Origin of the sequence: Actinomyces denticolens (assembly GCF_002072185.1) — a bacterium.
GTDB classification, from domain to species: domain Bacteria; phylum Actinomycetota; class Actinomycetes; order Actinomycetales; family Actinomycetaceae; genus Actinomyces; species Actinomyces denticolens.
Map to the genome: position 1 here is coordinate 1 of NZ_MVIW01000026.1, position 20,537 is coordinate 20,537.

The window sequence follows — 20,537 nt, forward strand, 5'->3', positions numbered from 1 at the left end:
CCCGTCGCCGCGCCGCCGACCGCCCCCTCCTCCCCCGCGGGCGCGGCGAGCCCCTCGCAGGGGGCGGGCACGCGCCGCGGCCGCCGGGACGCGGCGCGCGGCGAGCTCGTGGAGGCGGTGACCGGCGCGTTCCCGGCGGCGCCGATCGGGCGTCACCAGCGCCGTCCGATCGCCGTGGTGACGGGGGCGACATCGGGGATCGGACTGGCGATCGCCCAGGACCTGTCCCGGGATCACGATCTCATCCTCATGGCCCGCACGCAGTCGGACCTCGACGACCTGGCCGTCGCCCTGCGCCAGCACGCGGGCGCCCGGGTGCGCGCCGTGGCGGTGGATCTGACCGATGACGACGCGCTGGCTCGCGAGGTGGCGAGTCTGGGGCTGCCCCGCCTCGACGTGCTCGTCCACTCGGCGGGGGTGGAGGCGCCGGGCCGCGTGGAGGACCTGGAGCCGGCCCAGTGGCGCTCGGCGCTCGACCTGGACCTGGTGGCGGTCGCGCATCTGACCAGGCTGCTGCTGCCGGCCCTGCGGGTGCGCAAGGGCCTGGTGGTCATGATCAACTCCGGCGCGGGGCACCGCTCCTTCGTGGGCCAGGCCCTGTACTGCGCGGCCAAGCACGGGCTGCGCGCCCTGGCGGACTGCCTGCGGGAGGAGGAACGCGGGAACCTGCGCGTGACCACGGTCTACCCGGGGCGGGTGGACACCCCGCTGCTGAGGCGCCTTCAGGACGGAGCCGGCGAGGAGTACCGGCCGGCTGAGTACATGACGCCGGACTCGGTGGCCTCCGCCGTGCGCGTGGCCGTGGACATGCCGCAGGGCGCGGCCGTGGAGGACCTCATGGTGCGCCCCTCGCAGCTCACCTGAGGCCCGCGGCCGCACGGCGCCCTCCCTCAGCGCCCGCCGGGGAAGCCGAGGACCCGCCAGGCCTCGTAGAGCCCGATGGCCGCGGAGTTGGCGAGGTTGAGGGAGCGGTTGCCCTCCACCATGGGGATGCGGACGCGGTCGGTCACGCGGGGGTGGGCCATGACCTCCTCGGGCAGGCCGGTGGGCTCGGGCCCGAAGAGGAGGGCGTCATCGGCCCGCCAGCCCACCTGGGTGTGCAGGCGCTCGGCCCGGGCGGTGAAGGCGTAGACCCTCCCGGGGATGTCGGCGAGGCAGGACTCCAGGTCCTCGTGGACGCGCGTCCGGGCCAGGTCATGGTAGTCCAGGCCGGCGCGGCGCAGCTTGGCGTCATCCATGTCGAACAGGGGGTCGATGAGGTGGAGCATGGCGCCGGTGTTGGCGCTGAGCCGGATGGCGGCCCCGGTGTTCCCGGGGATCCGCGGCTCGAAGAAGATGACGTGCAGCACGCGGACCATCCTGCCACCCGCGTCCCCGCTCCCGAGCGCCGGGGCGGGGACGCGTCGGCTCAGCCCAGGGAGTCCAGGACGATATTGAGGCCCTCGCTCATCGTCGGGTGGGCGATGACGGCGTCGCGCAGCTGCTGCCAGGTCAGGGAGCCGAGCATCGCCATCTGCACGCTGGTGATGACCTCGCTGGCCTCGGCCCCGATGACCGCGGCGCCCAGGATCCGATCCGTCGCGGCGTCCACGATCACCTTGTAGAAGCCCTCGGTGCGCCCCAGCGTCTTGGCGCGCGGCACCGCCGCCGTCGGCGTCTTGGCCACCCGCACGTCGTGGCCCGCCCGGCGGGCCTCGGCCTCGGTCAGGCCCACGTGAGCGAGCTCGGGGGTGGTGAAAACGGCCCATGGGATGAGGCGGCCCGCAGTGCTGGCCCCCTTGCCCGCCAGCAGGTCGCGCAGGACGCGGTAGTCATTCCATGAGGCGTGCGTGAACTGGGGCGTCCCGGCGACGTCGCCCGCCGCGTAGACGCCCTGGGCGCTGGTGCGCAGGTGATCATCGACCCGCACATAGCCTCGCTCGGTGGTCTCGATACCGGCGGCCTCCAGCCCCAGGTCCTCGGTGACGGGGCGGCGCCCGAGGGCGACGAGCAGGTGGGAGCCGCTCGCCTCGCGCCCATCGGCGGTGCGCACGAGCACGCCGCCGTCCTGGCCGGCGCTCACCCGCTCGGCCCGGGAACCGGTGAGGATGGTGACCCCCAGTGCCTCCAGGTCGGCACTCACCTGGGCGGCGACGTCGGCGTCCTCGCGGTCCAGGATGTGCTCGCCGGCGTGGACGAGGGTGACCGGGACGCCGAGGAGCCCCATGAGGGAGGACATCTCGACCCCGATGACGCCTCCCCCCAGGACGACCAGGTGATCGGGAAGCTCGGGGAGGGTGAGCAGGTCCTCGCTGGTCCACAGCGGGACGGAGCCGAGGCCCTCGATGGGCGGAACGGCCGGAGTGGTGCCGGTGTTGATGAGGACGGCGCGCCCGCGCACGGCGCGGATCGAGCCGTCGGCCAGGGCGATGCGCACGGTGCGGGGCGCGATGAACCGGGCCGTACCCAGGACGAAGTCCATGCCGGAGCCCGGGTAGAGGACATCCCGGTGAGCGGCGACCATGCCGCCGACGACGGCGTCCTTGCGCGCCCGCAGGGCCGCCAGGTCGATTCGGGCCCGCGCCAGCGCCGACGCCGCAGAGCCCTCCCCCTCAAGGGAGACGCCGTGGTCGGCCGCGCCCTGGACCTCGCGGAGCACTCGGGCCGAGGAGACGAGGGTCTTGGTGGGGATGCAGGCGACGTTGATGCAGGTTCCGCCGATCTTGTCCCGCTCGACCATGACCACGCTGTCCCCCGCCTTGGCACGGGTCATGGCCAGTGATTTCCCGGCCTTGCCCCCGCCGACGACGAGCAGGTCGACCTCCTCGATGCGCGGGGAATCGGCCTCGGGCCCGGGGGCCGAGGGGGCTTCAAGATGACTCACGGCGGTTCTCCTTCGGTGATCGGCTCATCCAGGGCGCCGGCGCGCCCGATCCAGTAGGCGCTAACGACAACGCGGCGCCGCTTCATTCCCGACCCGCGACCGATAGGGGCCAGCCCTCGGGCCCGGCGCCCTCATCCGATCCTCACCGGGCCGGGAACGAACTGCTCCCACTGCGCCGTCGTGGCGGGGTCGAGAGGGACGGGACAACATCTCTATTCAATCGTTTGACTTCTTGCTATGCTTGACATCGCACCCACCCCTACTCCGTCCCTGAGGCGCTGCTGGAGTCGATGCGCCGTCGCGCCATCGACGGTCGGGCGCCGCCTCGGACACCTCTGACACCAAGGAGAGGCTTCAATGAAGAAGCTGCTGAGTTCCTTCGGCTTCGTCCCCAGGACCTTCATCCAACTGCTGTTCATCACCGTCAACGCCCAGTTGCTCTACGCCTTCTGGGATATCCGCAACACGCTCCCCAAGGACTTCCCCATCGCCATGGGGGTCACGGATGCCCAGGCCGGGCGCCTCTACTCCATGCAGGGCCTGGTCATCATCCTGGGCACGATCCTGCTGGGCTGGATCGGCGACCGCTTCCAGGTCCGCACCATCATGGTGCTCACCACGCTCGGCGTCGGGGCGATCTCCCTGTTCATCTCCGTCTTCTCCCCGCACCTGTCCTTCGGCGTACTGCTCGCCTGCTTCTTCCTCATGCTGCTTCTGAGCGAGGTGCTCTTCAAGCCCGCCAACTTCAAGGCCGTTCGCACCTCCACGTCCGAGGAGCACCAGGGCGCGGCCTTCGGCTTCTTCGAATTCGGCCGCGGCCTGCTGGCCTTCCTCGTCTCGTTGCTGTGGACCGCGCTCATCGCCATGGGCGCCGGCCCGCGCGTCATCATGCTCACCGGCTCGGCGATCGTCCTCGTCACCGCCATCATGGTCTTCTGGGCCGCGCCGAAGGACACCCGCGTCGCCGACGAGGACGGGACCACGAACGCCTCCACCATCGACGCGATCAAGGGGATCGGCCAGGTCGCCAAGCTCCCCGTCGTGTGGGTCGTCGGGCTCAACGTCTTCTGCGTCTACGGCACCTTCGTGGCCGCGGGCACGTACTTCGCGCGCTTCCTGCAGGCCGGCTACGGCTCCTCGGCCCTGGTCGCCGCCGTCTTCTCCACCGTCGTCATCGGCCTGCGGATGCTCCCCCTGGCCTCCTCCGTGCTCGTGGAGAAGGTCTTCCGATCGACGTCCCACTTCATGAGGTTCATGTCGGCGATCCTCGTGATGATCCTGCTCGGGATCGCCGCGATCTTCCTGACCCACCCGGCGTCCGTCGCGAGCTTCCCCGCCGGCGAGGCGCCCGGGGGAATCATCCCCAAGGGCCTGCTCATCACCCTCATGGTGCTCATGCTCATCGCCTCCGGCTGCTGCTTCATGATCCGCGGCGTCTACTACGCGCCGATCGGGGAGTTCAACGTCCCGCCCAAGCAGTCCTCCGCGGCCATGTCCTTCGCCATCACCCTCGGCTACGTGCCCGCCCTGCTGGGCCCGATCGTCTTCGGGGGCCTCATCAGGCCCTCGATCAAGGACGACGCCGGCGAGGTCGTCACCGAGGTCCTCACCCCCACCTCCACCCTGGGGGCGGCCTTCCTCGGCCTGGCGGCCCTGACCGCCGTCGCCTTCTGCCTGTCCACCGCCCTCATCCGGCTCAAGGCCCGTCAGGACCGGGTGGGGAATGCCAAGGCGCGCGCATGAGCGGCCCCGCCCCCATGCCCTCCCAGGGCTTCGATTCCCAGGTCATCGGCCCGATCTGCGTCGATATCAACATCGACGCCGAGGGCCGTGCCTCACGGGTCGTCGGCGGAGCCGCGATCTGCGCCGCGGCGGCCGCCGCATCGCTCGGCCACGCGGTGGAGGCCGTCGCCGCGCTCGCGCGGGAGGACGACGAGCTGCTGTCGCACTTCCCCCCGGCGGTGCGCGGCGTCATCGCCGTCGCCTCTCAGCGGACCTCATCGATCCGCAACGTCTACGCCACGGCGGATCAGGAGCGCCGCGTCTCCACGGCCCTGTCGCAGGCGGATCCGATCGCTGCGCGGGACGTCCCGTCCCACGCGGCCCGCGTGCAGCACCTCGCCAGCCTCATGGTGGGCGACTACGCCCCGGATATCGTCGAGGAGCTCTCGCATCGGGGCCCTCTCGCCGTCGACATGCAGGGATTCCTCCGGCAGCCCGATCCCGCCACCGGCGAGCTCAGATTCCGCCGCTTCAACGAGGGCGCCGATTTCTACGGCCGCATCCGCTTCCTCAAGGTCGATACCGCCGAGGGCGAGCACCTCACGGGCAGGGGGGACCGCCGCGAGATCGCCCGCGCCCTGCACGACCTGGGGCCGCGCGAGGTCATGGTCTCCAACGCCGCGGAGATCCTCATCCTCGACGACGACGGCTTCCACGCCTGTCCGCTGCGCCCCCGCGGCCTGGCCGGCAGGACCGGGCGCGGGGACACGGTGTTCTCCGCCTATATCACCGAGCGATCCCGGCATCCGGTCGACGACGCCCTGCTCACCGCCTGCGCGACCGTGTCATTGAAGATGGGGACGCCCGGGCCCCTCAGGTGCGATCGCGCGGATGTGGAGGACTACCTCGACCGCTTCTACGCCGACCTGCGTGACGGCGCCGGGCACTGGGACGGCCGGGGAGGAGAATCCGATGGGAGGTGAATCCGTCAGCTCTCTGATCGCGTCATTGCCGGACAGCGCGCCCCTGTGCTCACTGGTCATCCCGGGAACTCATGACACGATGACCAGCGCCTGCGCGCACCCGTACTACCGGACCCAGAGCCTGTCCCTGACCGAGCAGCTGGAGCAGGGGGCGAGGTTCCTCGATATCCGCCTGCGCAGCTCGATGGTCGCAGCGCACCGCGAGTGGATCAGCGACATCACGGCGGAGTCCATCCTCGAGACTCTGCGCGGCCACCTGGGGCGGAATCCTCGGGACGTCATCCTGGTGAGATTCCAGAACGCCAATGAGGCCAAGGATGATTTCGTCGAGTACGGTCGCGCCCTCCTGCCCCTCATCGAGGCCGATCGCGACCTGTTCTGGACTCCCCCTCCCCCGGCCCGGGACGGGGCGACGCGCTGGCCCTTGCTCGGTGAGGCGAGAGGCCGGGTCGTCGCCTTCGAATGCGCGCCGACGGAGTTCGGCCTGACCCGGGTCCACGGGGAGCCGTGGGCCGTACCCTGGCACGGCAATCCGGGGATCGCGCTCCAGGACGACTGGGACGGCCCTGCCCTGCGGAGCAAGCTCTCGCAGGTCGTTGAGCTCCACCGGCGGGGCGGGAGGACGGGGCAGCTGGTGCTCAACCACGTCAGCGCCACCAACGGCGAGCCGGGCATCCCCAGGGCCTACGCGGAGCGGCTCAACCCGGAGGTGCTCACGATGCTGCGGGAGAGGGACATCCGCGGGCGAGGAGTGCTCATCTTCGATTTCATCGATTCCGAGCTCATCGACGCCGCCTGGCGGGCGACTCTGCGGGGCATCGACTGAACCCGCCGGCCTGAGCGCATGGTGGCCGGCACGGGTCAGGCTGTTCGCCTGCGCACCAGGCTCGTGTCCACCTGCGCGCGGATGGCGGGGGAGTCATCGCCCTCCGCGCGCAGGATCGCCCGCTCGACCGCGAGCGCCGCGACGCCCCGGGGATCGCGATCCACCGACGTGAGCTCGAAGGCCTCCGAGCTCGCGATGCGGGAGTTGTCGAAGCCGACGACGCGGATGTCGTCGGGGACGATGAGCCGCTCGCGTGTCAGCGCCGCCATGACGCCCAGGGCGCACTGGTCGTTGTAGCAGACCGCCGCGCCCGCCGTGAGCGGTCCGCGAGCGAGCACGGAACGCATCGCGGCCCATCCGGCATCCACGGTGGCTCCACCGGGGATGATGCTGACCTCCGCAGTGACGCCGCTCATCGCCGTGAGGAAGGACTGCCGCCGGAACTGGGAGGACAACCCGGGCCCGCCGTCGAAGCAGAGGACGTGGGACTCGCCGGCGATCAGATCCGTCACCTGGGCCATGCCGCTGTCGTTGTTGGAGATGACCAGGTCCGCGTTCGGGATGGTCGTGGCCTGCCCAATGACCACGACTGGGGCATCGAGGCCCCTCAGCGCCTCGGTCGGCACCGAGCCGGGGTCGACGACGATGACCGCCTGCGCCCTCAGCTGCATGATGCGCCCCAGTGCGGCGGCGCCGTTGCCCCCACCCGTGTCCTCCATCATGACCAGCCAGCCGCGGGCCTGGGCGACGGCGGATATCTCCCGGCTGTAGGCGACGTGGAGCTCCTGCCCGATATCGCAGGCGAGACCGATGATGCGGGGTTTGGAGGTGCGCAGCAGCGCTCCGGCGAGATCGGTGCGGTATCCCTGATCGGCGGCCTCCTGGACGACCCGCTCCCTGACGGCCGCGGAGATGCGGTCCGAGCCCCTCAGCGCGAGGGAGACCGTGGAGGTCGACACGCCCAGGGCCTCAGCGATGTCGCGCAGGGTGACCCTGGGCATGCGCCGCCTCCCCTCCTGCGCCCGAGCGGCCTGTCGTTCAGGCCTCGGCCCGATGATCCTAGGCCCACTGCGCTCTGGAGGCGCAATGCCCCCGGCACCCCCGACCCCGCCGGGCCCGCGCGACGGCCGCCCGGGCCCGGGAACACGGCCCCTCAGCCGCGGGCGAGCGAGCGCAGGACGTACTGGAGGATGCCGCCGTTGCGGAAGTAGTCCGCCTCGCCGGGGGTGTCGATGCGCACGACCGCCTCGAAGATCGTCGCGGTCCCGTCGGCCCGGTCGGCGCGCACCGCGACGGTCCGCGGCGTCACGCCGTCGTTGAGGGCGGTCAGGCCCGTGATCGAGAAGGACTCCGTGCCATCCAGTCCCAATGAGGCGGCCGACTGCCCCGCGGGGAACTGCAGGGGCACCACACCCATGCCGATGAGGTTGGAGCGGTGGATGCGCTCGAAGGACTCGGCGATGACCGCTCGCACGCCCAGCAGCGCGGTGCCCTTGGCCGCCCAGTCGCGCGAGGAGCCCGAGCCGTACTCCTTGCCCCCCAGCACCACGAGCGGCACGCCGGCGGCCTGGTAGGCCTGGGAGGCGTCGAAGATCGACTCGGTCTGGCCGGTGAGGAAGTTGCGGGTGTACCCGCCCTCGACGCCGTCGAGCAGCTGGTTGCGCAGGCGGATGTTGGCGAAGGTGCCGCGGATCATGACCTCGTGGTTGCCGCGGCGCGATCCGTAGGAGTTGAAGTCCGCGCGCGCCACCCCGCGGGCGGCCAGGTAGCGCCCGGCCGGGGAATCGGCCTTGATGGCGCCGGCGGGCGAGATGTGGTCGGTGGTCACCGAGTCCCCCAGGAGGGCGAGCACGCGGGCGCCCTCGATATCCGTCACCGGCGTCAGCTCCATGGTCAGCCCCTCAAAGAAGGGAGCCTTGCGCACATAGGTGGAGTCGGGGTCCCAGGCGAAGGTACGGCCCTCGGGGGTATCCAGGCCGCGCCAGCGCTCGTCCCCCGCGAAGACGTCGGCGTAGTCGCGCTCGTACATCTCGCGGTCGATGGTGGCATCGATCGTGGCCTGCACCTCGGCGGGACTGGGCCAGATGTCCGCCAGGAGCACGTCGCGGCCCTCGGGGTCCTGGCCGAGCGGCTCGGTGGCGAAGTCGAAGTCCATCGTCCCGGCCAGCGCGTAGGCGATGACCAGGGGCGGGGAGGCCAGGTAGTTCATCTTCACGTCGGGGTTGATGCGGCCCTCGAAGTTGCGGTTGCCCGACAGCACCGAGACGACCGCCAGGTCGGCCTCGTTCACCGCCGCGGAGATCTCGGCCGGCAGCGGCCCGGAGTTGCCGATGCAGGTGGCGCAGCCGTAGCCGACGACGTTGAAGCCCAGCGCGTCCAGCGCCGGCCACAGTCCGGCCTTGGCGTAGTAGTCCGTGACCACCTGGCTTCCGGGCGCGGTGGAGGTCTTCACCCAGGGCTTGGAGCGCAGACCGCGCGCCACCGCGTTGCGCGCCAGCAGGCCCGCGGCCACCATGACCGACGGGTTGGAGGTGTTGGTGCACGAAGTGATGGAGGCGATGACGACGCGCCCGTGGTCGAGCTCGGTGGCGGTGCCATCGGCCATGGTCACCGGGGTGGGCTTGTGGGGCTCGGGCGCGTAGGCGGGCAGGACCTGGTGGAAGGCCTCCTTGGCGCGGGACAGCTCGATGCGGTCCTGGGGGCGCTTGGGGCCGGCGATCGAGGGGACGACGGTAGCCAGGTCGAGCTCCAGGTACTCGGAGTACACGGGCTCGCGGGAGGGGTCGTGCCACATGCCCTGGGCCTTGGCGTAGGCCTCCGCCAGTGCGATGGACTCCTCGGAGCGGCCGGTCAGCCGCAGGTAGTCCAGGGTGACGGAGTCGATGGGGAACATGGCGGCGGTGGAGCCGAACTCCGGGCTCATGTTGCCGATGGTGGCGCGGTTGGCCAGCGGCACCGCGCCCACGCCCTCGCCGTAGAACTCCACGATCTTGCCGACCACGCCGTGCGCGCGCAGCATCTGCGTGATGGTCAGGACGACGTCGGTGGCGGTGGCCGCGGCCGGGATCTGGCCCGTGAGCTTGAAGCCGACGACGCGCGGGATGAGCATGGAGACGCTCTGGCCGAGCATGGCGGCCTCGGCCTCGATGCCGCCCACGCCCCAGCCGAGCACGCCCAGGCCGTTGACCATGGTGGTGTGGGAGTCCGTGCCCACGCAGGTGTCCGGGTAGGCCACGGTCACCCGGGCCCCGTCCCGCTCCTCGGCTCGGGTGAAGACCGTTCGGGCCAGGAACTCGATGTTGACCTGGTGGACGATGCCCGTGCCCGGGGGCACGACGCGGAAGTTGTCGAGCGCTCCCTGGCCCCAGCGCAGGAACTGGTAGCGCTCGGCGTTGCGCTCGTACTCGCGCTCCTTGTTGCGCTCCAGGGAGCTCGCCAGGCCGAAGGAGTCGATCTGCACCGAGTGGTCGATGACCATCTCCGCGGGGGCGAGCGGATTGATGACGGCCGGATCCCCCCCGAGCTCGGCGACGGCCTCGCGCATGGTGGCCAGGTCCACGATGCAGGGCACGCCGGTGAAGTCCTGCATGACGACGCGCGCCGGGGTGAACTGGATCTCCGTGGCGGGCTCGGCGGCCGGATCCCATGAGGCCAGGGCCCGTACGTGCTCGGCGGTGACATTCGCGCCGTCCTCGGTGCGCAGCAGGTTCTCCGCCAGCACCTTGAGGGAGTAGGGCAGGCGCTCCAGGCCCGGGACGGCGCTGAGGCTGTAGTACTCGTAGGCGGCGCCGTCGACGTCGAGGGTGGCGCGGGATCCGAAGGTGTCGATGCTGGTCAACGTCGCTCCTGTTGCTCGAGGTTCACCGGAGGCGGCGCGGCCCGGGTCGCCCGGCGCGGGCCCGTCCGGTGTGGCGCCCACGCTATCCGACGGCGCGTCATCGCCCGTCAACATGCCGATCCGGTGCGGTGCGCCCGTCCTCGGAGAAGGTGGGCGGGCGCCGAATATCGCGAGCCGCTCCGCACCTAACCGGCACCGGATCGGCCCGCGCTGGCGGGCACCGGTCTCAGGAGCGCTGGAGCACCGCGATCGTCTCGAAGTGATGGGTGTGGGGGAACATGTCGAGGGCTCGCAGGCCCTCCAGCCGGTAGCCGCCGCGCAGCAGCGAGCCCAGGTCCCTGGCCAGGGCCGCGGGGTCGCAGGCCACCAGCACGACACGCCCGGGGCCCACCTCCACGATCGCCTCGATGACGTCCCTGCCCGCGCCCTGGCGGGGAGGGTCGAGGACGACGACGTCGGCGCGCCCGTCCTCACCGGGCCCGAAGGATCGCCCGAGCTCGGCCACCGAGGCGCCCGTCACCCGGCCCGCCATCAGGCGAGTCGAGCGAGCCGGGCGCAGGTTGCGGTCGGCGTCGCGCACCGCGCGCTCGGAGCCCTCCAGGGAGATGACCTCGCCGGCCAGCAGGGCCAGCGGGAGGGTGAGCAGGCCCGAGCCGGAGTAGAGCTCCAGGACGCGGGGCCCTCCCGGACGGCCGGCGCCGGAGGCGTCCGCCCCGCCCGCCTCGTCGCCCAGGGCGCTGCGGGTCACGGCCTCCACGAGGACCCTGGGGGCGTCCCGGTGGATCTGCCAGAAGGCGTCGGCGCGCACCGTGTAGCGCAGCTCCCCCAGACCGAGGCCCGAAGCGTCGACGGACTCGTCCACCCGCTGCCTGCTCATGGGGCGCCCGGTGGCCGACAGGACAGTGCCGTCGACGATGACGACGGGGGCGCCGTCGCTGGGGGCGACGGCCTCGACATGCCGCGCCCCGGCCAGGCGCCGGCGCCAGGAGCCGCGCGCGGTCAGGCCCAGATCCCGGATGGCGGGGACCGCCAGTGGGAGGTGTCGCACGGGCAGGATCGTCGCCGAGCGGAAGGCATGCATGCCGGGGGCGCCGTTCTCGTCGATGGCGAGCTCGATGCGGGTGCGGGTGCCGGTGCCCGCCAGGGCGCGGGCGCGGGGGTCCTCGTCGGCCTCGGCGGCCGCCTCACCGGGCATGGGCTCGACGGGCACGCCGCCGGGAGGCGTCGAGGAGGGCAGGGCCAGGACGGCCTCGGCAACCTCCGGTCCGCCGATGCGGCGCAGGCAGTCGGCCAGGACCCATCGCTTCCAGGTGCGCTGAGCGGGCAGGGCCACATGGGACAGCTCCCCTCCGCCGACCCCACCGGGACCGGCCTCGGGCCACACCGGCTCGACCCGGTCCGGGGAGGCGGTGAGCACCTCGACGGCGTCGGCGCGCCACATCTTGGAGGTCCTGGCGGTGATGCGCGCCCGCACGGTCTCCCCGGGCAGCGCGTGGCGCACGAAGACCACGCGGCCTCCCGGTTCCCCCTGGGGCCGGGCGACGCAATGCCCGCCGTGGGCGGGGGCCCCGACGACGAGGGTCATCTCCTCCGGGGTCGCGCCGGCATCGGGGACCGCCGCCCGATGGGGCGCTCGACGGCCGCTCATGCCCTCTCCCCCGCGCCGGCGGGCGCCTCGGCGCCGCGGCGGCGGGCGCGCGATCCGCGGCGCACCGCCTCATCGGCGTCGACGATGCCGACCGCCGACGGGAGGCGCCGCTCCTGGCGGGCCTGGCGCATCCCGGGAGCGCCCAGCTGCCAGGGCACGGAGGCCACGACCACTCCGGGGGTGAACAGGAGCGCCGTCTTGATCCGCAGCGCCATCTGGTTGTGCAGCGCCTGCTCCCACCAGTGCTTGACGAGGTACTCGGGGATGAAGACGACGACCAGGTCGCGCGGGGACTCGCGGCGCACCGAGCGCACGTAGGCGATGACCGAGCGGGTGATATCGCGGTAGGGCGAGTCGAGGACGGTCAGGGGAACCTGGAGGTCGGCCTCGTCCCAGTCGTCCAGGAGCTGGGCGGCGCGGTCGTCGCCGATGTCCACGGTGAGGGCCTCGATCGACGTCGGGTTCGTGGACAGGGCGTAGGTGAGGGCCCGCAGGGCCGGCTTGTGGAGGCTGGAGGCGAGGACGATGGCGTGGACGTGGGCGGGGAGCACGCGGGAGTCGTGCAGGTCGGTGATGGCCAGTTCCTCGTGGACCCTGTCGTAGTGGCGGTGGATCCGGTTCATCACCAGGAAGATGATCGCCATGATCGTCAGCGTGATCCACGCGCCGCGGGTCAGCTTGGTGATGAGCACGACGATGAGCACGAGGCCCGTCGCCCCCAGGCCGATGCTGTTGACGATCCGGGAGCGGCTCATCCGGGAGCGCTCGCGGGCATCGGTGGCGGTGGCCAGTTCCCGGGTCCAGTGGCGCACCATGCCGATCTGGGACAGGGTGAAGGAGATGAACACGCCCACGATGTAGAGCTGGATGAGGCGGTTCGTATCCGCCTCGAAGCCGATGATGAACGCGATCGCCCCGAGCCACAGGGCGATGATCCCGTTGGAGTAGGCCAGCCGGTCACCACGCTGGGTGAGCTGGCGCGGCAGGAAGCCGTCGGTGGCCAGGACGCTCGCCAGGACGGGGAAGCCGTTGAAGGCCGTGTTGGCGGCGAGGACCAGGATGAGGCCGGTCACGGCTGTCACCAGGTAGAACATGGGGCTGAAGCCGGCGAACACGGTGGCGGCCAGCTGGCCGATGACCGGGTCCTGGTGGTAGTCCTCCCCCACGGGCAGGCCATGGGAGGTGAGTTGGGTGGCGGGGTCCTCCACCATGTGAACGCCGGTGGCCCCGGCCAGGTGGATGATGGACAGGAGCATGGCCGCCGCGATGGCCCCGAGCATGAGCAGCGTCGTCGCCGCGTTCTTGGACTTGGGCCGCTGGAAGCTGGGGACGCCGTTGGAGATGGCCTCCACGCCGGTCAGGGCGGCGCAGCCCGAGGAGAAGGCCCTCAGGATGAGGAAGGCGCCGGCCAGCCCCGTCAGCCCGGAGTCCCATCCGGGCCCGGCGACGACGTCGAAGGCCGAGGACTCCGCCCTGCCCAGCGTCCCCAGGGCCTCCTGGACGAAGCCGGTGACGGCCAGGGCCCCGATGGCGATCATGTAGACGTAGGTGGGGATGGCGAAGGCGCCGCCCGCCTCACGTGTGCCGCGCAGGTTGAGCAGCGCCAGGATGGTGGACACGCCGACGGCGATCTCCACCTTGTAGGGGGCGGCCGCGGGCAGGGCGGTCACCAGGTAGGAGGAGCCCGAGGAGATCGACACCGCGACGGTCAGGACGTAGTCGGCCAGCAGCGCCGAGGCCACGGCGAGGCCGGCGTGGGAGCCCAGGTTCGTGGAGACGACCTCGTAATCGCCGCCGCCGGAGGGGTAGGCGTGAACGGTCTGCCGATAGGAGGCCACCACGATGAGCAGCACGCCGACGACGGCCACCGCGACCCAGGGGGACAGTGCCGTGGCGGCCACGCCCGCCACGGCGAGGGTCACGATCACCTCGTCCGGGGCGTAGCCCACCGACGAGAGCGCGTCGGAGGCGAATACGGGAAGGGCGATCCGCTTGGGCAGGAGGGTCTCGCCGAGCGCCCCACTGGGCACGGGGCGTCCGACGAGGAGCCGCTTGACGCGGTCGGCGAAGTCACGCACGAACCCGAATGCTATGCCCGCGCTCGGCATCGGCCAAGAAGGAGGAGTACGGTTCGGTCGTGCACTTCGTCATCATGGGTTGCGGACGGGTCGGCGCCTCCATGGCCGCCCAGTTGGACCGCATGGGCCATTCCGTGGCCGTCATCGACCGGAACTCCGACGCCTTCCGGCGTCTTCCGAAGGATTTCAACGGCCGCAAGGTCAAGGGCGTGGGCTTCGACCGCGATGCCCTGGAGCAGGCCGGGATCGACGAGGCCTACGCCTTCGCCGCCGTGTCCAACGGCGACAACTCCAACATCGTCTCGGCCCGCGTGGCGCGCGAGACCTTCGGCGTGGAGCACGTGGTCGCCAGGATCTACGACGCCAACCGCGCCGACGTCTACGAGCGGCTCGGCATCCCGACGGTCGCGACGGTGCGCCGCACGGCCGACCAGATGATGCGCTGGATCCTGCCCGGGGGCTCGGCCAGGGAGGCGGAGGACCCCTCGGGCGCGGTCTGCCTCGTCCAGCCCGACGCGTCATCGGGGTGGGTGGGCGTCTCCGTGGCGACGATCGAGGATCGCCTCGGCGCCCGCGTCGCCTGGATCTCCCGCGGCTCGGGGGCCATCGTGCCCGAGCCCGGCACGCTCCTCCAGGAGCACGACCGCCTCCACCTGGCGGTGGCCACCGAGCGCATCGCCGCTGTGCAGCGCGTCCTGTCCCGCCCACCCGTCCAGGAGGCCTGAGCCATGAAGATCCTCATCGCCGGAGCGGGCAGCGCGGGGCGCTCCATCAGCCGCGAGCTCATCAGCCACGGCCACGAGGTCACGCTCGTGGACCGCTCGGCCGAGGCCATGCGCCTGTCCTCCGTCCCGGACGCCGACTGGCAGCTCGCCGACGCCTGCGATATCGAGGCCCTGGAGGACGCCGGGGCCGGGGAGTGCGACGTCGTTGTGGCCGCCACGGGGGATGACAAGGCCAACCTGGTCATCTCCCTGCTGTGCAAGACCGAGTACGGGGTCCCCCGCACGGTGGCGCGCGTCAACAACCCGAAGAACGAGTGGCTCTTCGACGAGACCTGGGGCGTGGACGTGGCCGTCTCGACGCCGCGGATCATGACGTCGCTCGTGGAGGAGGCCGTGAGCGTCGGCTCCCTGGTCTCCCTGTTCACCTTCCACCAGTCCGGCGCCTTCATGCACGAGCTGACCCTCCCGGACGACTCCCCCATGATCGGCGAGCTCGTCTCCTCGGTCGTCCTCCCGCCGCACACGGTGCTCACCGCGATCCTGCGCGAGTACCGGCCGATCACTCCGGATGAGGACGAGCGCTTCGAACGCGGGGACGAGCTCATCTTCCTGACCGCCAAGGAGGGCGAGGTCACGCTGTCGGAGCTCCCGGAGATCTTCAACGCCTGATCGCCGCCCCGGGCCGCCTCCGGCGAGGGCGGGGAGGCGGCCGCGCGCCCGGCCGGTGGAGGGCGCTTCGGTGGAGGGCCGGTCGGCCGCTCCTCACCGGCCGCGGGGCCGCACCAGGAGCCAGACGATCCACAGGGTCAGCGCGTACAGGGGCAGCCCCAGGATGATCCTGGCCGCTCCGAGCGGCCCGACGGCGCCCGCCAGGTACAGGGGCAGCTCGATGATCAGCCGCAGGGCGAACATGCCCGCCAGCACGATGGTGCCCCAGGTGTAGCGGCGCCGATCGCCCCGCAGCGCCGGGTCCTTGCGCCAGGCGGTCCAGCCCGCGCCGTCCTCGCCGTCGGTGGTGGCCCGCCACAGGCCCATGAGGACCCCCACGAGCGGCCAGCGCAGCGCCAGGGAGCCCGCGGTGACCGCGAGCCAGCCGGCGTTGATGAGCAGGCCCGTGATGTAGAAGTCCTCGGCCCTGCCCGTGCGCCAGGCCCAGGCGGCCGAGATGATGGCCAGGGCCGCCCCGCCGATGACCTGGGTGAGGCCCTGGCGGGCGGCCAGGCGCGCCATGAGGCCGACGGCGCTGATGGCCAGGGAGGCCACGAGCGCTGGGATGAGGGCGGAGGGGCGCAGGGCGACGATGGTGACGAAGATGAGCGTGGGGGCGACCGACTCGATGATTCCGCGCCAGCCGCCCACGGCGGTCGAGACGTCGAAGGCCTGGGCGCCGATCGCGCCCAGCCCGCCCGCGGGCCTCGCCAGGCCCTCCTCCCGGGCGCCGGGCCCCGGCTCGGAAGCGTGTTCGCGGCTCATCGTCGGGCGCTCAGCAGTTCGTAGGCGGGGTTGAAGATCGTGGGCCTGGTGCGGCCGGCGACGACCATCCCCTCCACCAGCAGGCGCGCGCCGGGCTCGATGCCCACGATACGGCGGCGCCCCATCCACACCAGGTCCACCGAGCCGGTCCCGTCGAAGAGCTGGCCGACGAGCACCGGGCGGGCCTCGGAGGGGCGGTAGGTGACGGCGCGCAGCACGCCGGTGACGCGCACGCGCCGTCGGGGGACGATGCCGGCGATCTCCACGGCGCCGAGGCGCTCCAGTCGGGCCCCCGCGGCGCGGGCCTCGTCGTCGGCGTCGAGGTCCTCCCGGCTTCGGCCAAGGGATCCCAGGCGGGCGAGCAGCCCCGAGGCCGGGCTCATCGGACCTCGGCGATGGTGGGGCCGGGGGCGAGGGTGTCCAGGCCGGGCAGGTCCTCGACCTGGGGCGCCGTCACGGCGCCGGGGATGTGGAGGGGGAGGATCTCGCGCGGGGGCCGGGCCGCGCCGTCGCGCACGACGACGACGCCCCGGAAGACGTCGCGCAGTTCGCGGGCGGCGGCGTCGTCGACGGCGGCGGGGCCCTGGAGCACGCCGCGCAGGAACCAGCGGGGGCCGTCGACCCCGAGGAAGCGGACCTGGACCGTGCCGGTGGCGCCCTCGGCGTTGCGCACGGGGACCTCGGCGATGATCTCGATGCCGTTCTCGCCTTCGACCTCCTGGGTGCGGGCCCGGGCGCGGCCGAGCTCGTCGAGGATGTCGGCGCGGAGCTCATCCCAGATCCCCTCGGTGCGGGGGGCGGCGAAGGCGCGCAGCTCGAGCGTCGAGCCGCCCAGGACGAGGGAGACGGCCTGGATGCCGCCGCCGGGGCCGGGGGACTCCATGCGCAGCTGCATGCCGTCGACGGCGGGGACCCGCAGGGAGCCCAGGTCGATGCGGTTGTCGTCGCCGTCGTCGCCGACCTCTTCGGAGTCCCAGGGGCCGTTGGCCGGGCGGGCGGGGCCCTCCTGGGGTGCCTCGACGAGGGCATCGTCGCCGTCCCCGGGGGAGCCGGCGGAGCCCCCGGAGGGGGCGTCATCATTGCCGCGCTCGCTCTTGCGGCGGGAGAACAGTGCCATGGGGGCTCCTTCGGTACGGGGTTCCTGGGCGCGGTCGGCCGTCAGCCGGCGCAGTCGGTGCACACCGGCAGTCCGGTGGCGTCATCGATGTAGGCGAGCTGGCTGCGGTGGTGGACGAGGAAGCACTCCGAGCAGGTGAACTCGTCCTCGAGCTGGGGCACCACGTGAACGCTCAGCTCCTCGCGGGACAGGTCGGCGCCGGGGAGCTCGAAGCCCTCCGCGACCTCGTTCTCATCCTCCTCGATCGCCTCGGAGGACTGATCCTTCTGCCTGGCGGCGGTCAGTTCCTCGATGGAATCGGCTTCGGGCTCGTCATCGTGCTTACGCGGGGCGTCGTAGTCGGTCGCCATGGGCCACGTCACTCTCTCTCGTCGACGGCTCGTCACGCGGGCTCCGGCAGCAGGGGCACTACCGGGCAGGCCCGCCTCCACGCAGAGGCGGTCCCGTTCAGAGCAGGGCACGCGCACCATAGCACCGCTGAGGATCAGCGCAAGCCCCTCCGGGACGGGGCGCCCTGCCCAGTCCGGAAACGGCTCACCGGCGGGCCTCCCCGGCATCGCCGCCACGTGATGGCAGGCTGTTCCCTGGAACGAGAGATCCTTGAGGAGGCACATTGCCATGATCGAGCTCGAGCTCCTGGGCGCGAACGGCGACACGGTCGTTCTGACGGACGCCGATGGTGAGCGCTACAGCGTTGTGATCGACGACGCCCTGCGCGCCGCGGTGCGTCGTGACCGAATCGCCGCCCTGCCTCAGCCCACGGACGCCGCGCCGATGGACGCCCCCGTGCGCCCCAAGGACCTCCAGTCCCTCATGCGGGCCGGGGCCTCGGCGGAGGAGGTGTCCGCCGCCACCGGCATGGACCTGGAGCACGTGCGCAAGTACGAGGGCCCGGTCATCGCCGAGCGCCGGTGGGCCGTCCAGCAGGCCCAGGCCTGCCGCATCGGCTGGGGCAAGGACTCCCCCATCCTGGGCGACCTCGTCGTCGACCGCCTGGCCACCCGCGCCGTCACGCCCGCCAGCCTGGAATGGGACGCGATGCGTCAGGGGCGCGACCCCTGGCGCATCTCCCTCACCTTCGTCCAGGGCGCCCAGGAGAAGCAGGCGCGCTGGCTGCTCGACCTCTCCGCGCGCACCGTGACCGCCCTCGACGACGAGGCCCGGTGGCTGACCGAGGCGGCCTCGCCGTCATCGCGGCGCGCCGACGTCTTCGACCAGGATGACGCCTCACCGGCGCCGGCCGCCCCCCGGTCCTCGCTGCGCACCAGTCGCACGGTGCCCACGGGTCTGCCCGCCGTGGACAAGGTGGAGGGCCAGGGCCCGCGGCCCGGGGCCGCCCCCGCAATGGATCCCACCGACGCTCTCCTGGCGGACCTGGCCTCCAGCCGAGGACGGCGCGTGGAGCTCGAGATCCCCGACGACGAGGACCCAGTCGGCGCCGGCCCGGAGCCCGCCGCCGAGGACTCGTCCCAGGGGCAGGCCCAGGTGCTGTCCATGGAGGGGCGCCGGCGCCGCGCCAAGAAGGGCTCCTCCAACCACCCCGCCGGCAAGCGCAGGGGCGCCCAGGGCGGCGCGGCCGAGGGCCGGGAGGACGGCTCCGACGCGGGGGAGCCGGAGAGCAGCGGCGAGAAGGGCTCCCGATCCCGGCGCGGCAAGGCCATCGAGCCCGAGGACATCTCCGACCCCACCACGGAGGTCGCCGCAGTGGCCCGCGTCAGCGGCGTCCACCAGGAGGCGCTCCCCGAGATGCCGCAGGCCCCCTCCAAGCCCAAGCGGCGCGCGCGCCGCTCCGTGCCCTCCTGGGACGAGATCGTCTTCGGCGCCAGGCCCGAGTAGACGGGCCCGGGGGCGGTGAGTCCCAGCCCCGGGCGGTCCCCCCGCGCCGTCACACGCACGTGATGAGCAGGGGGATGCGCGTCTCGGCGCCGGTGAAGGAGCCGTGGACGCCGGGCATCCCCAGGACGGCGTTGGCGTGGACGCGGGGGTCGAGCACCACCCAGGTCCCGGCGGCCGCCACGAGCACATCGCCGGTCACGCCCCGCGCTCTCTCGTTGAGCGGGCCGAGGTGCTCCCCGGCCTCGTCGCGGGTGCCGATCCACAGGGCCTGCTCCCCCAGCTCGGCGCGCCAGCGCTCGGCCACCGCGGCCGCCCGCTCGGCGCGCTCGGCGTCATCCCGGCCGCCGACGTAGAGGTGGGTGAGCCGCGGCTCCCCCGCCACGCAGGCCACGTCCCGCAGGAGGCCGGGCGAGTCGGTGATGAGGAGGCGGTGCTCGTCGTCGGTGTCCACCATGCCGTGGTCGGCGGTGAGCATGATCCGCGTGCCGTGAGGGACGCGGCGCCGGAGGTCGGCCACGAGGGCGTCCAGGCGCTCCAACTGGGTCAACCACTTCTCCGAGCGCCAGCCGTGGGCGTGCCCGGCGTGGTCGAGCTCGCCCACGTAGAGGTAGACGAGCGGGACGCCCCGCCTCAGCGCCTCGACGGCGTGGCCGGCGCGCGACTCCATGGCGTCGGCCCCGATATGGGGGGCGCCGCGCAGCCCGGCCTCGGTCAGGCCCGAGCCGGCGAAGCGGGCGGGCCCGATGGTGACGGCCGGGGGCCGCTCCCCCGCGGGGCCATCGGCGCGGCGGAGCCTCTCGAAGATCGTGGGCACGTCCTGCCAGGCTCGCGGATCCGGGCACCGCCCCTCCCAGGAGATGAGACTCAGGAGGTCGGAGGCGTCGGGGGCATCCCCGACGGAGGCGGGGGGCAGGAGGGGGTTGCGCACCGAGTAGCCGACCATGCCGGTCGTGCCGGGCAGGGCGCCCGTGCCGAGGGCGGTGAGGGCGGCCGCCGTCGTCGTGGGGCGGCAGGTGACGGCCTCGGGGCCCGGTCCGCGGCCCTCGCGGGCGTCGGCCTCGGAGTCGGCCAGCAGGGCCCGCAGGGCGGGGGCATGGCCCCGCCGCTCGCGCAACTGGTCCAGGCCGAGCCCGTCGACGAGCACGACGACGGTCGGCAGGGCCTGCACGGGGCCGGCCCCCTCACCGCCGGCCCCGCCGTCGGGGACCAAGCCCCAGCGCTCGGCGGCATCGCGGGCCTGGGCGGACGTGAGAGCGCCCTCGGGGCCATCGGCGAGGACGAGGCCGGAGGCGAGGGCGGCCGCGCCCAGGACCTCGCGCAGGTGCGGAACAGGGGCGGCCGCGGGTCGATCAACCGGGTTCCTCGCCGTTGTCATGCGGTCATTGTGCCACCGGGCACGGGTGTCGCTGCCCGAGCGGGGGACGGCCG

At 72.6% G+C, this 20,537-nt stretch carries 18 protein-coding genes; 7 read left to right on the forward strand and 11 right to left on the reverse strand.

All coding sequences use genetic code 11. From position 1 onward, the window contains the following. The first annotated feature begins 117 nt into the window (after positions 1-117). Complete coding sequence (locus B1H55_RS08435) at positions 118-864, forward strand: SDR family oxidoreductase (RefSeq protein WP_420866437.1); 747 nt, start codon at positions 118-120, stop codon at positions 862-864. A gap of 26 nt (positions 865-890) precedes the next feature. Here the strand turns inward: B1H55_RS08435 and B1H55_RS08440 are convergent, their stop codons facing one another. Together B1H55_RS08440 and B1H55_RS08445 are read right to left on the reverse strand one after the other, a co-directional pair. Continuing rightward, on the reverse strand, positions 891-1,349 hold the full coding sequence (locus tag B1H55_RS08440; RefSeq protein ID WP_073451792.1) for a tRNA (cytidine(34)-2'-O)-methyltransferase: 459 nt from the start codon (positions 1,347-1,349) through the stop codon (positions 891-893). 59 nt (positions 1,350-1,408) lie between these two features. Continuing rightward, complete coding sequence (locus tag B1H55_RS08445; RefSeq protein ID WP_077240268.1) at positions 1,409-2,863, reverse strand: dihydrolipoyl dehydrogenase family protein; 1,455 nt, start codon at positions 2,861-2,863, stop codon at positions 1,409-1,411. A 357-nt stretch (positions 2,864-3,220) separates the two neighbouring features. Between B1H55_RS08445 and B1H55_RS08450 the strand changes: the two genes are divergently transcribed. The 3 genes from B1H55_RS08450 to B1H55_RS08460 are packed head-to-tail and all read left to right on the forward strand — an operon-like array spanning position 3,221 to position 6,394. After that, on the forward strand, positions 3,221-4,606 hold the full coding sequence (locus tag B1H55_RS08450; RefSeq protein ID WP_073451788.1) for an MFS transporter: 1,386 nt from the start codon (positions 3,221-3,223) through the stop codon (positions 4,604-4,606). Further along, complete coding sequence (locus B1H55_RS08455) at positions 4,603-5,568, forward strand: PfkB family carbohydrate kinase (RefSeq protein WP_073451787.1); 966 nt, start codon at positions 4,603-4,605, stop codon at positions 5,566-5,568. Before B1H55_RS08450 ends, B1H55_RS08455 begins: the two co-directional genes overlap by 4 nt. After that, entirely contained in the window at positions 5,558-6,394 is an 837-nt protein-coding gene (locus B1H55_RS08460) for a PI-PLC domain-containing protein (RefSeq protein ID WP_073451785.1), read from the forward strand. Before B1H55_RS08455 ends, B1H55_RS08460 begins: the two co-directional genes overlap by 11 nt. 35 nt (positions 6,395-6,429) lie before the next feature. Here the strand turns inward: B1H55_RS08460 and B1H55_RS08465 are convergent, their stop codons facing one another. The 4 genes from B1H55_RS08465 to B1H55_RS08480 all read right to left on the reverse strand — a co-directional run bounded on the left by B1H55_RS08465 (position 6,430) and on the right by B1H55_RS08480 (position 13,958). Next, positions 6,430-7,395, reverse strand: coding sequence for a LacI family DNA-binding transcriptional regulator (locus B1H55_RS08465; protein ID WP_077240269.1), 966 nt, complete (start codon positions 7,393-7,395; stop codon positions 6,430-6,432). 152 nt (positions 7,396-7,547) lie between these two features. Beyond that, positions 7,548-10,232, reverse strand: coding sequence for an aconitate hydratase AcnA (gene acnA, locus B1H55_RS08470; protein ID WP_077240270.1), 2,685 nt, complete (start codon positions 10,230-10,232; stop codon positions 7,548-7,550). A 226-nt stretch (positions 10,233-10,458) separates the two neighbouring features. Further along, complete coding sequence (locus B1H55_RS08475; RefSeq protein ID WP_073451779.1) at positions 10,459-11,880, reverse strand: class I SAM-dependent RNA methyltransferase; 1,422 nt, start codon at positions 11,878-11,880, stop codon at positions 10,459-10,461. Next, entirely contained in the window at positions 11,877-13,958 is a 2,082-nt protein-coding gene (locus B1H55_RS08480; protein WP_073451778.1) for an APC family permease, read from the reverse strand. The genes B1H55_RS08475 and B1H55_RS08480 overlap by 4 nt, the downstream gene beginning before the upstream one ends. A 59-nt stretch (positions 13,959-14,017) precedes the next feature. Here B1H55_RS08480 and B1H55_RS08485 point away from each other — a divergent pair, with 59 nt between their 5' ends. Continuing rightward, positions 14,018-14,683, forward strand: a complete 666-nt coding sequence (locus B1H55_RS08485) for a potassium channel family protein (RefSeq protein ID WP_073452005.1) — start codon at positions 14,018-14,020, stop codon at positions 14,681-14,683. A 3-nt stretch (positions 14,684-14,686) separates the two neighbouring features. Next, on the forward strand, positions 14,687-15,352 hold the full coding sequence (locus tag B1H55_RS08490) for a potassium channel family protein (RefSeq protein WP_073451776.1): 666 nt from the start codon (positions 14,687-14,689) through the stop codon (positions 15,350-15,352). Between the two features lie 93 nt (positions 15,353-15,445). Here B1H55_RS08490 and B1H55_RS08495 read toward each other — a convergent pair whose 3' ends face one another. From B1H55_RS08495 to B1H55_RS08510, 4 genes are read right to left on the reverse strand one after another with little or no spacing between them, the layout of a single operon-like run. Beyond that, positions 15,446-16,156 carry a DUF3159 domain-containing protein gene (locus B1H55_RS08495; RefSeq protein WP_077240272.1) on the reverse strand — a complete coding sequence of 237 codons (711 nt, stop codon included), beginning with the start codon at positions 16,154-16,156 and terminating at the stop codon, positions 15,446-15,448. Then, positions 16,153-16,539 carry an OB-fold nucleic acid binding domain-containing protein gene (locus B1H55_RS08500; RefSeq protein WP_073451774.1) on the reverse strand — a complete coding sequence of 129 codons (387 nt, stop codon included), beginning with the start codon at positions 16,537-16,539 and terminating at the stop codon, positions 16,153-16,155. Before B1H55_RS08500 ends, B1H55_RS08495 begins: the two co-directional genes overlap by 4 nt. Further along, positions 16,536-17,273 carry a DUF3710 domain-containing protein gene (locus B1H55_RS08505; protein ID WP_073451772.1) on the reverse strand — a complete coding sequence of 246 codons (738 nt, stop codon included), beginning with the start codon at positions 17,271-17,273 and terminating at the stop codon, positions 16,536-16,538. The genes B1H55_RS08500 and B1H55_RS08505 overlap by 4 nt, the downstream gene beginning before the upstream one ends. A 41-nt stretch (positions 17,274-17,314) precedes the next feature. After that, a complete protein-coding gene (locus B1H55_RS08510; RefSeq protein ID WP_017178468.1) occupies positions 17,315-17,623 on the reverse strand; it encodes a DUF4193 domain-containing protein in 309 nt (102 codons plus the stop codon). A gap of 268 nt (positions 17,624-17,891) precedes the next feature. Here B1H55_RS08510 and sepH point away from each other — a divergent pair, with 268 nt between their 5' ends. Further along, positions 17,892-19,109: a septation protein SepH gene (sepH, locus tag B1H55_RS08515; RefSeq protein WP_073451770.1), complete on the forward strand. Its 1,218-nt coding sequence runs from the start codon at positions 17,892-17,894 to the stop codon at positions 19,107-19,109. A 49-nt stretch (positions 19,110-19,158) separates the two neighbouring features. Here sepH and B1H55_RS08520 read toward each other — a convergent pair whose 3' ends face one another. Further along, complete coding sequence (locus B1H55_RS08520) at positions 19,159-20,484, reverse strand: alkaline phosphatase family protein (protein ID WP_073451768.1); 1,326 nt, start codon at positions 20,482-20,484, stop codon at positions 19,159-19,161. Positions 20,485-20,537 lie beyond the last annotated feature (53 nt).

What these genes read in the sequence shown, in the direction of transcription:
- B1H55_RS08490 (WP_073451776.1), top strand. Translation starts at nt 14,687, where the DNA reads ATGAAGATCCTCATCGCCGGAGCGGGCAGCGCGGGGCGCTCCATCAGC.
- B1H55_RS08460 (WP_073451785.1), top strand. Translation starts at nt 5,558, where the DNA reads ATGGGAGGTGAATCCGTCAGCTCTCTGATCGCGTCATTGCCGGACAGC.
- B1H55_RS08465 (WP_077240269.1), bottom strand. Translation starts at nt 7,395, where the DNA reads ATGCCCAGGGTCACCCTGCGCGACATCGCTGAGGCCCTGGGCGTGTCG.
- B1H55_RS08510 (WP_017178468.1), bottom strand. Translation starts at nt 17,623, where the DNA reads ATGGCGACCGACTACGACGCCCCGCGTAAGCACGATGACGAGCCCGAA.
- B1H55_RS08455 (WP_073451787.1), top strand. Translation starts at nt 4,603, where the DNA reads ATGAGCGGCCCCGCCCCCATGCCCTCCCAGGGCTTCGATTCCCAGGTC.
- B1H55_RS08520 (WP_073451768.1), bottom strand. Translation starts at nt 20,484, where the DNA reads ATGACAACGGCGAGGAACCCGGTTGATCGACCCGCGGCCGCCCCTGTT.
- B1H55_RS08505 (WP_073451772.1), bottom strand. Translation starts at nt 17,273, where the DNA reads ATGGCACTGTTCTCCCGCCGCAAGAGCGAGCGCGGCAATGATGACGCC.
- sepH (WP_073451770.1), top strand. Translation starts at nt 17,892, where the DNA reads ATGATCGAGCTCGAGCTCCTGGGCGCGAACGGCGACACGGTCGTTCTG.
- B1H55_RS08500 (WP_073451774.1), bottom strand. Translation starts at nt 16,539, where the DNA reads ATGAGCCCGGCCTCGGGGCTGCTCGCCCGCCTGGGATCCCTTGGCCGA.
- B1H55_RS08450 (WP_073451788.1), top strand. Translation starts at nt 3,221, where the DNA reads ATGAAGAAGCTGCTGAGTTCCTTCGGCTTCGTCCCCAGGACCTTCATC.
- B1H55_RS08495 (WP_077240272.1), bottom strand. Translation starts at nt 16,156, where the DNA reads ATGAGCCGCGAACACGCTTCCGAGCCGGGGCCCGGCGCCCGGGAGGAG.
- B1H55_RS08475 (WP_073451779.1), bottom strand. Translation starts at nt 11,880, where the DNA reads ATGAGCGGCCGTCGAGCGCCCCATCGGGCGGCGGTCCCCGATGCCGGC.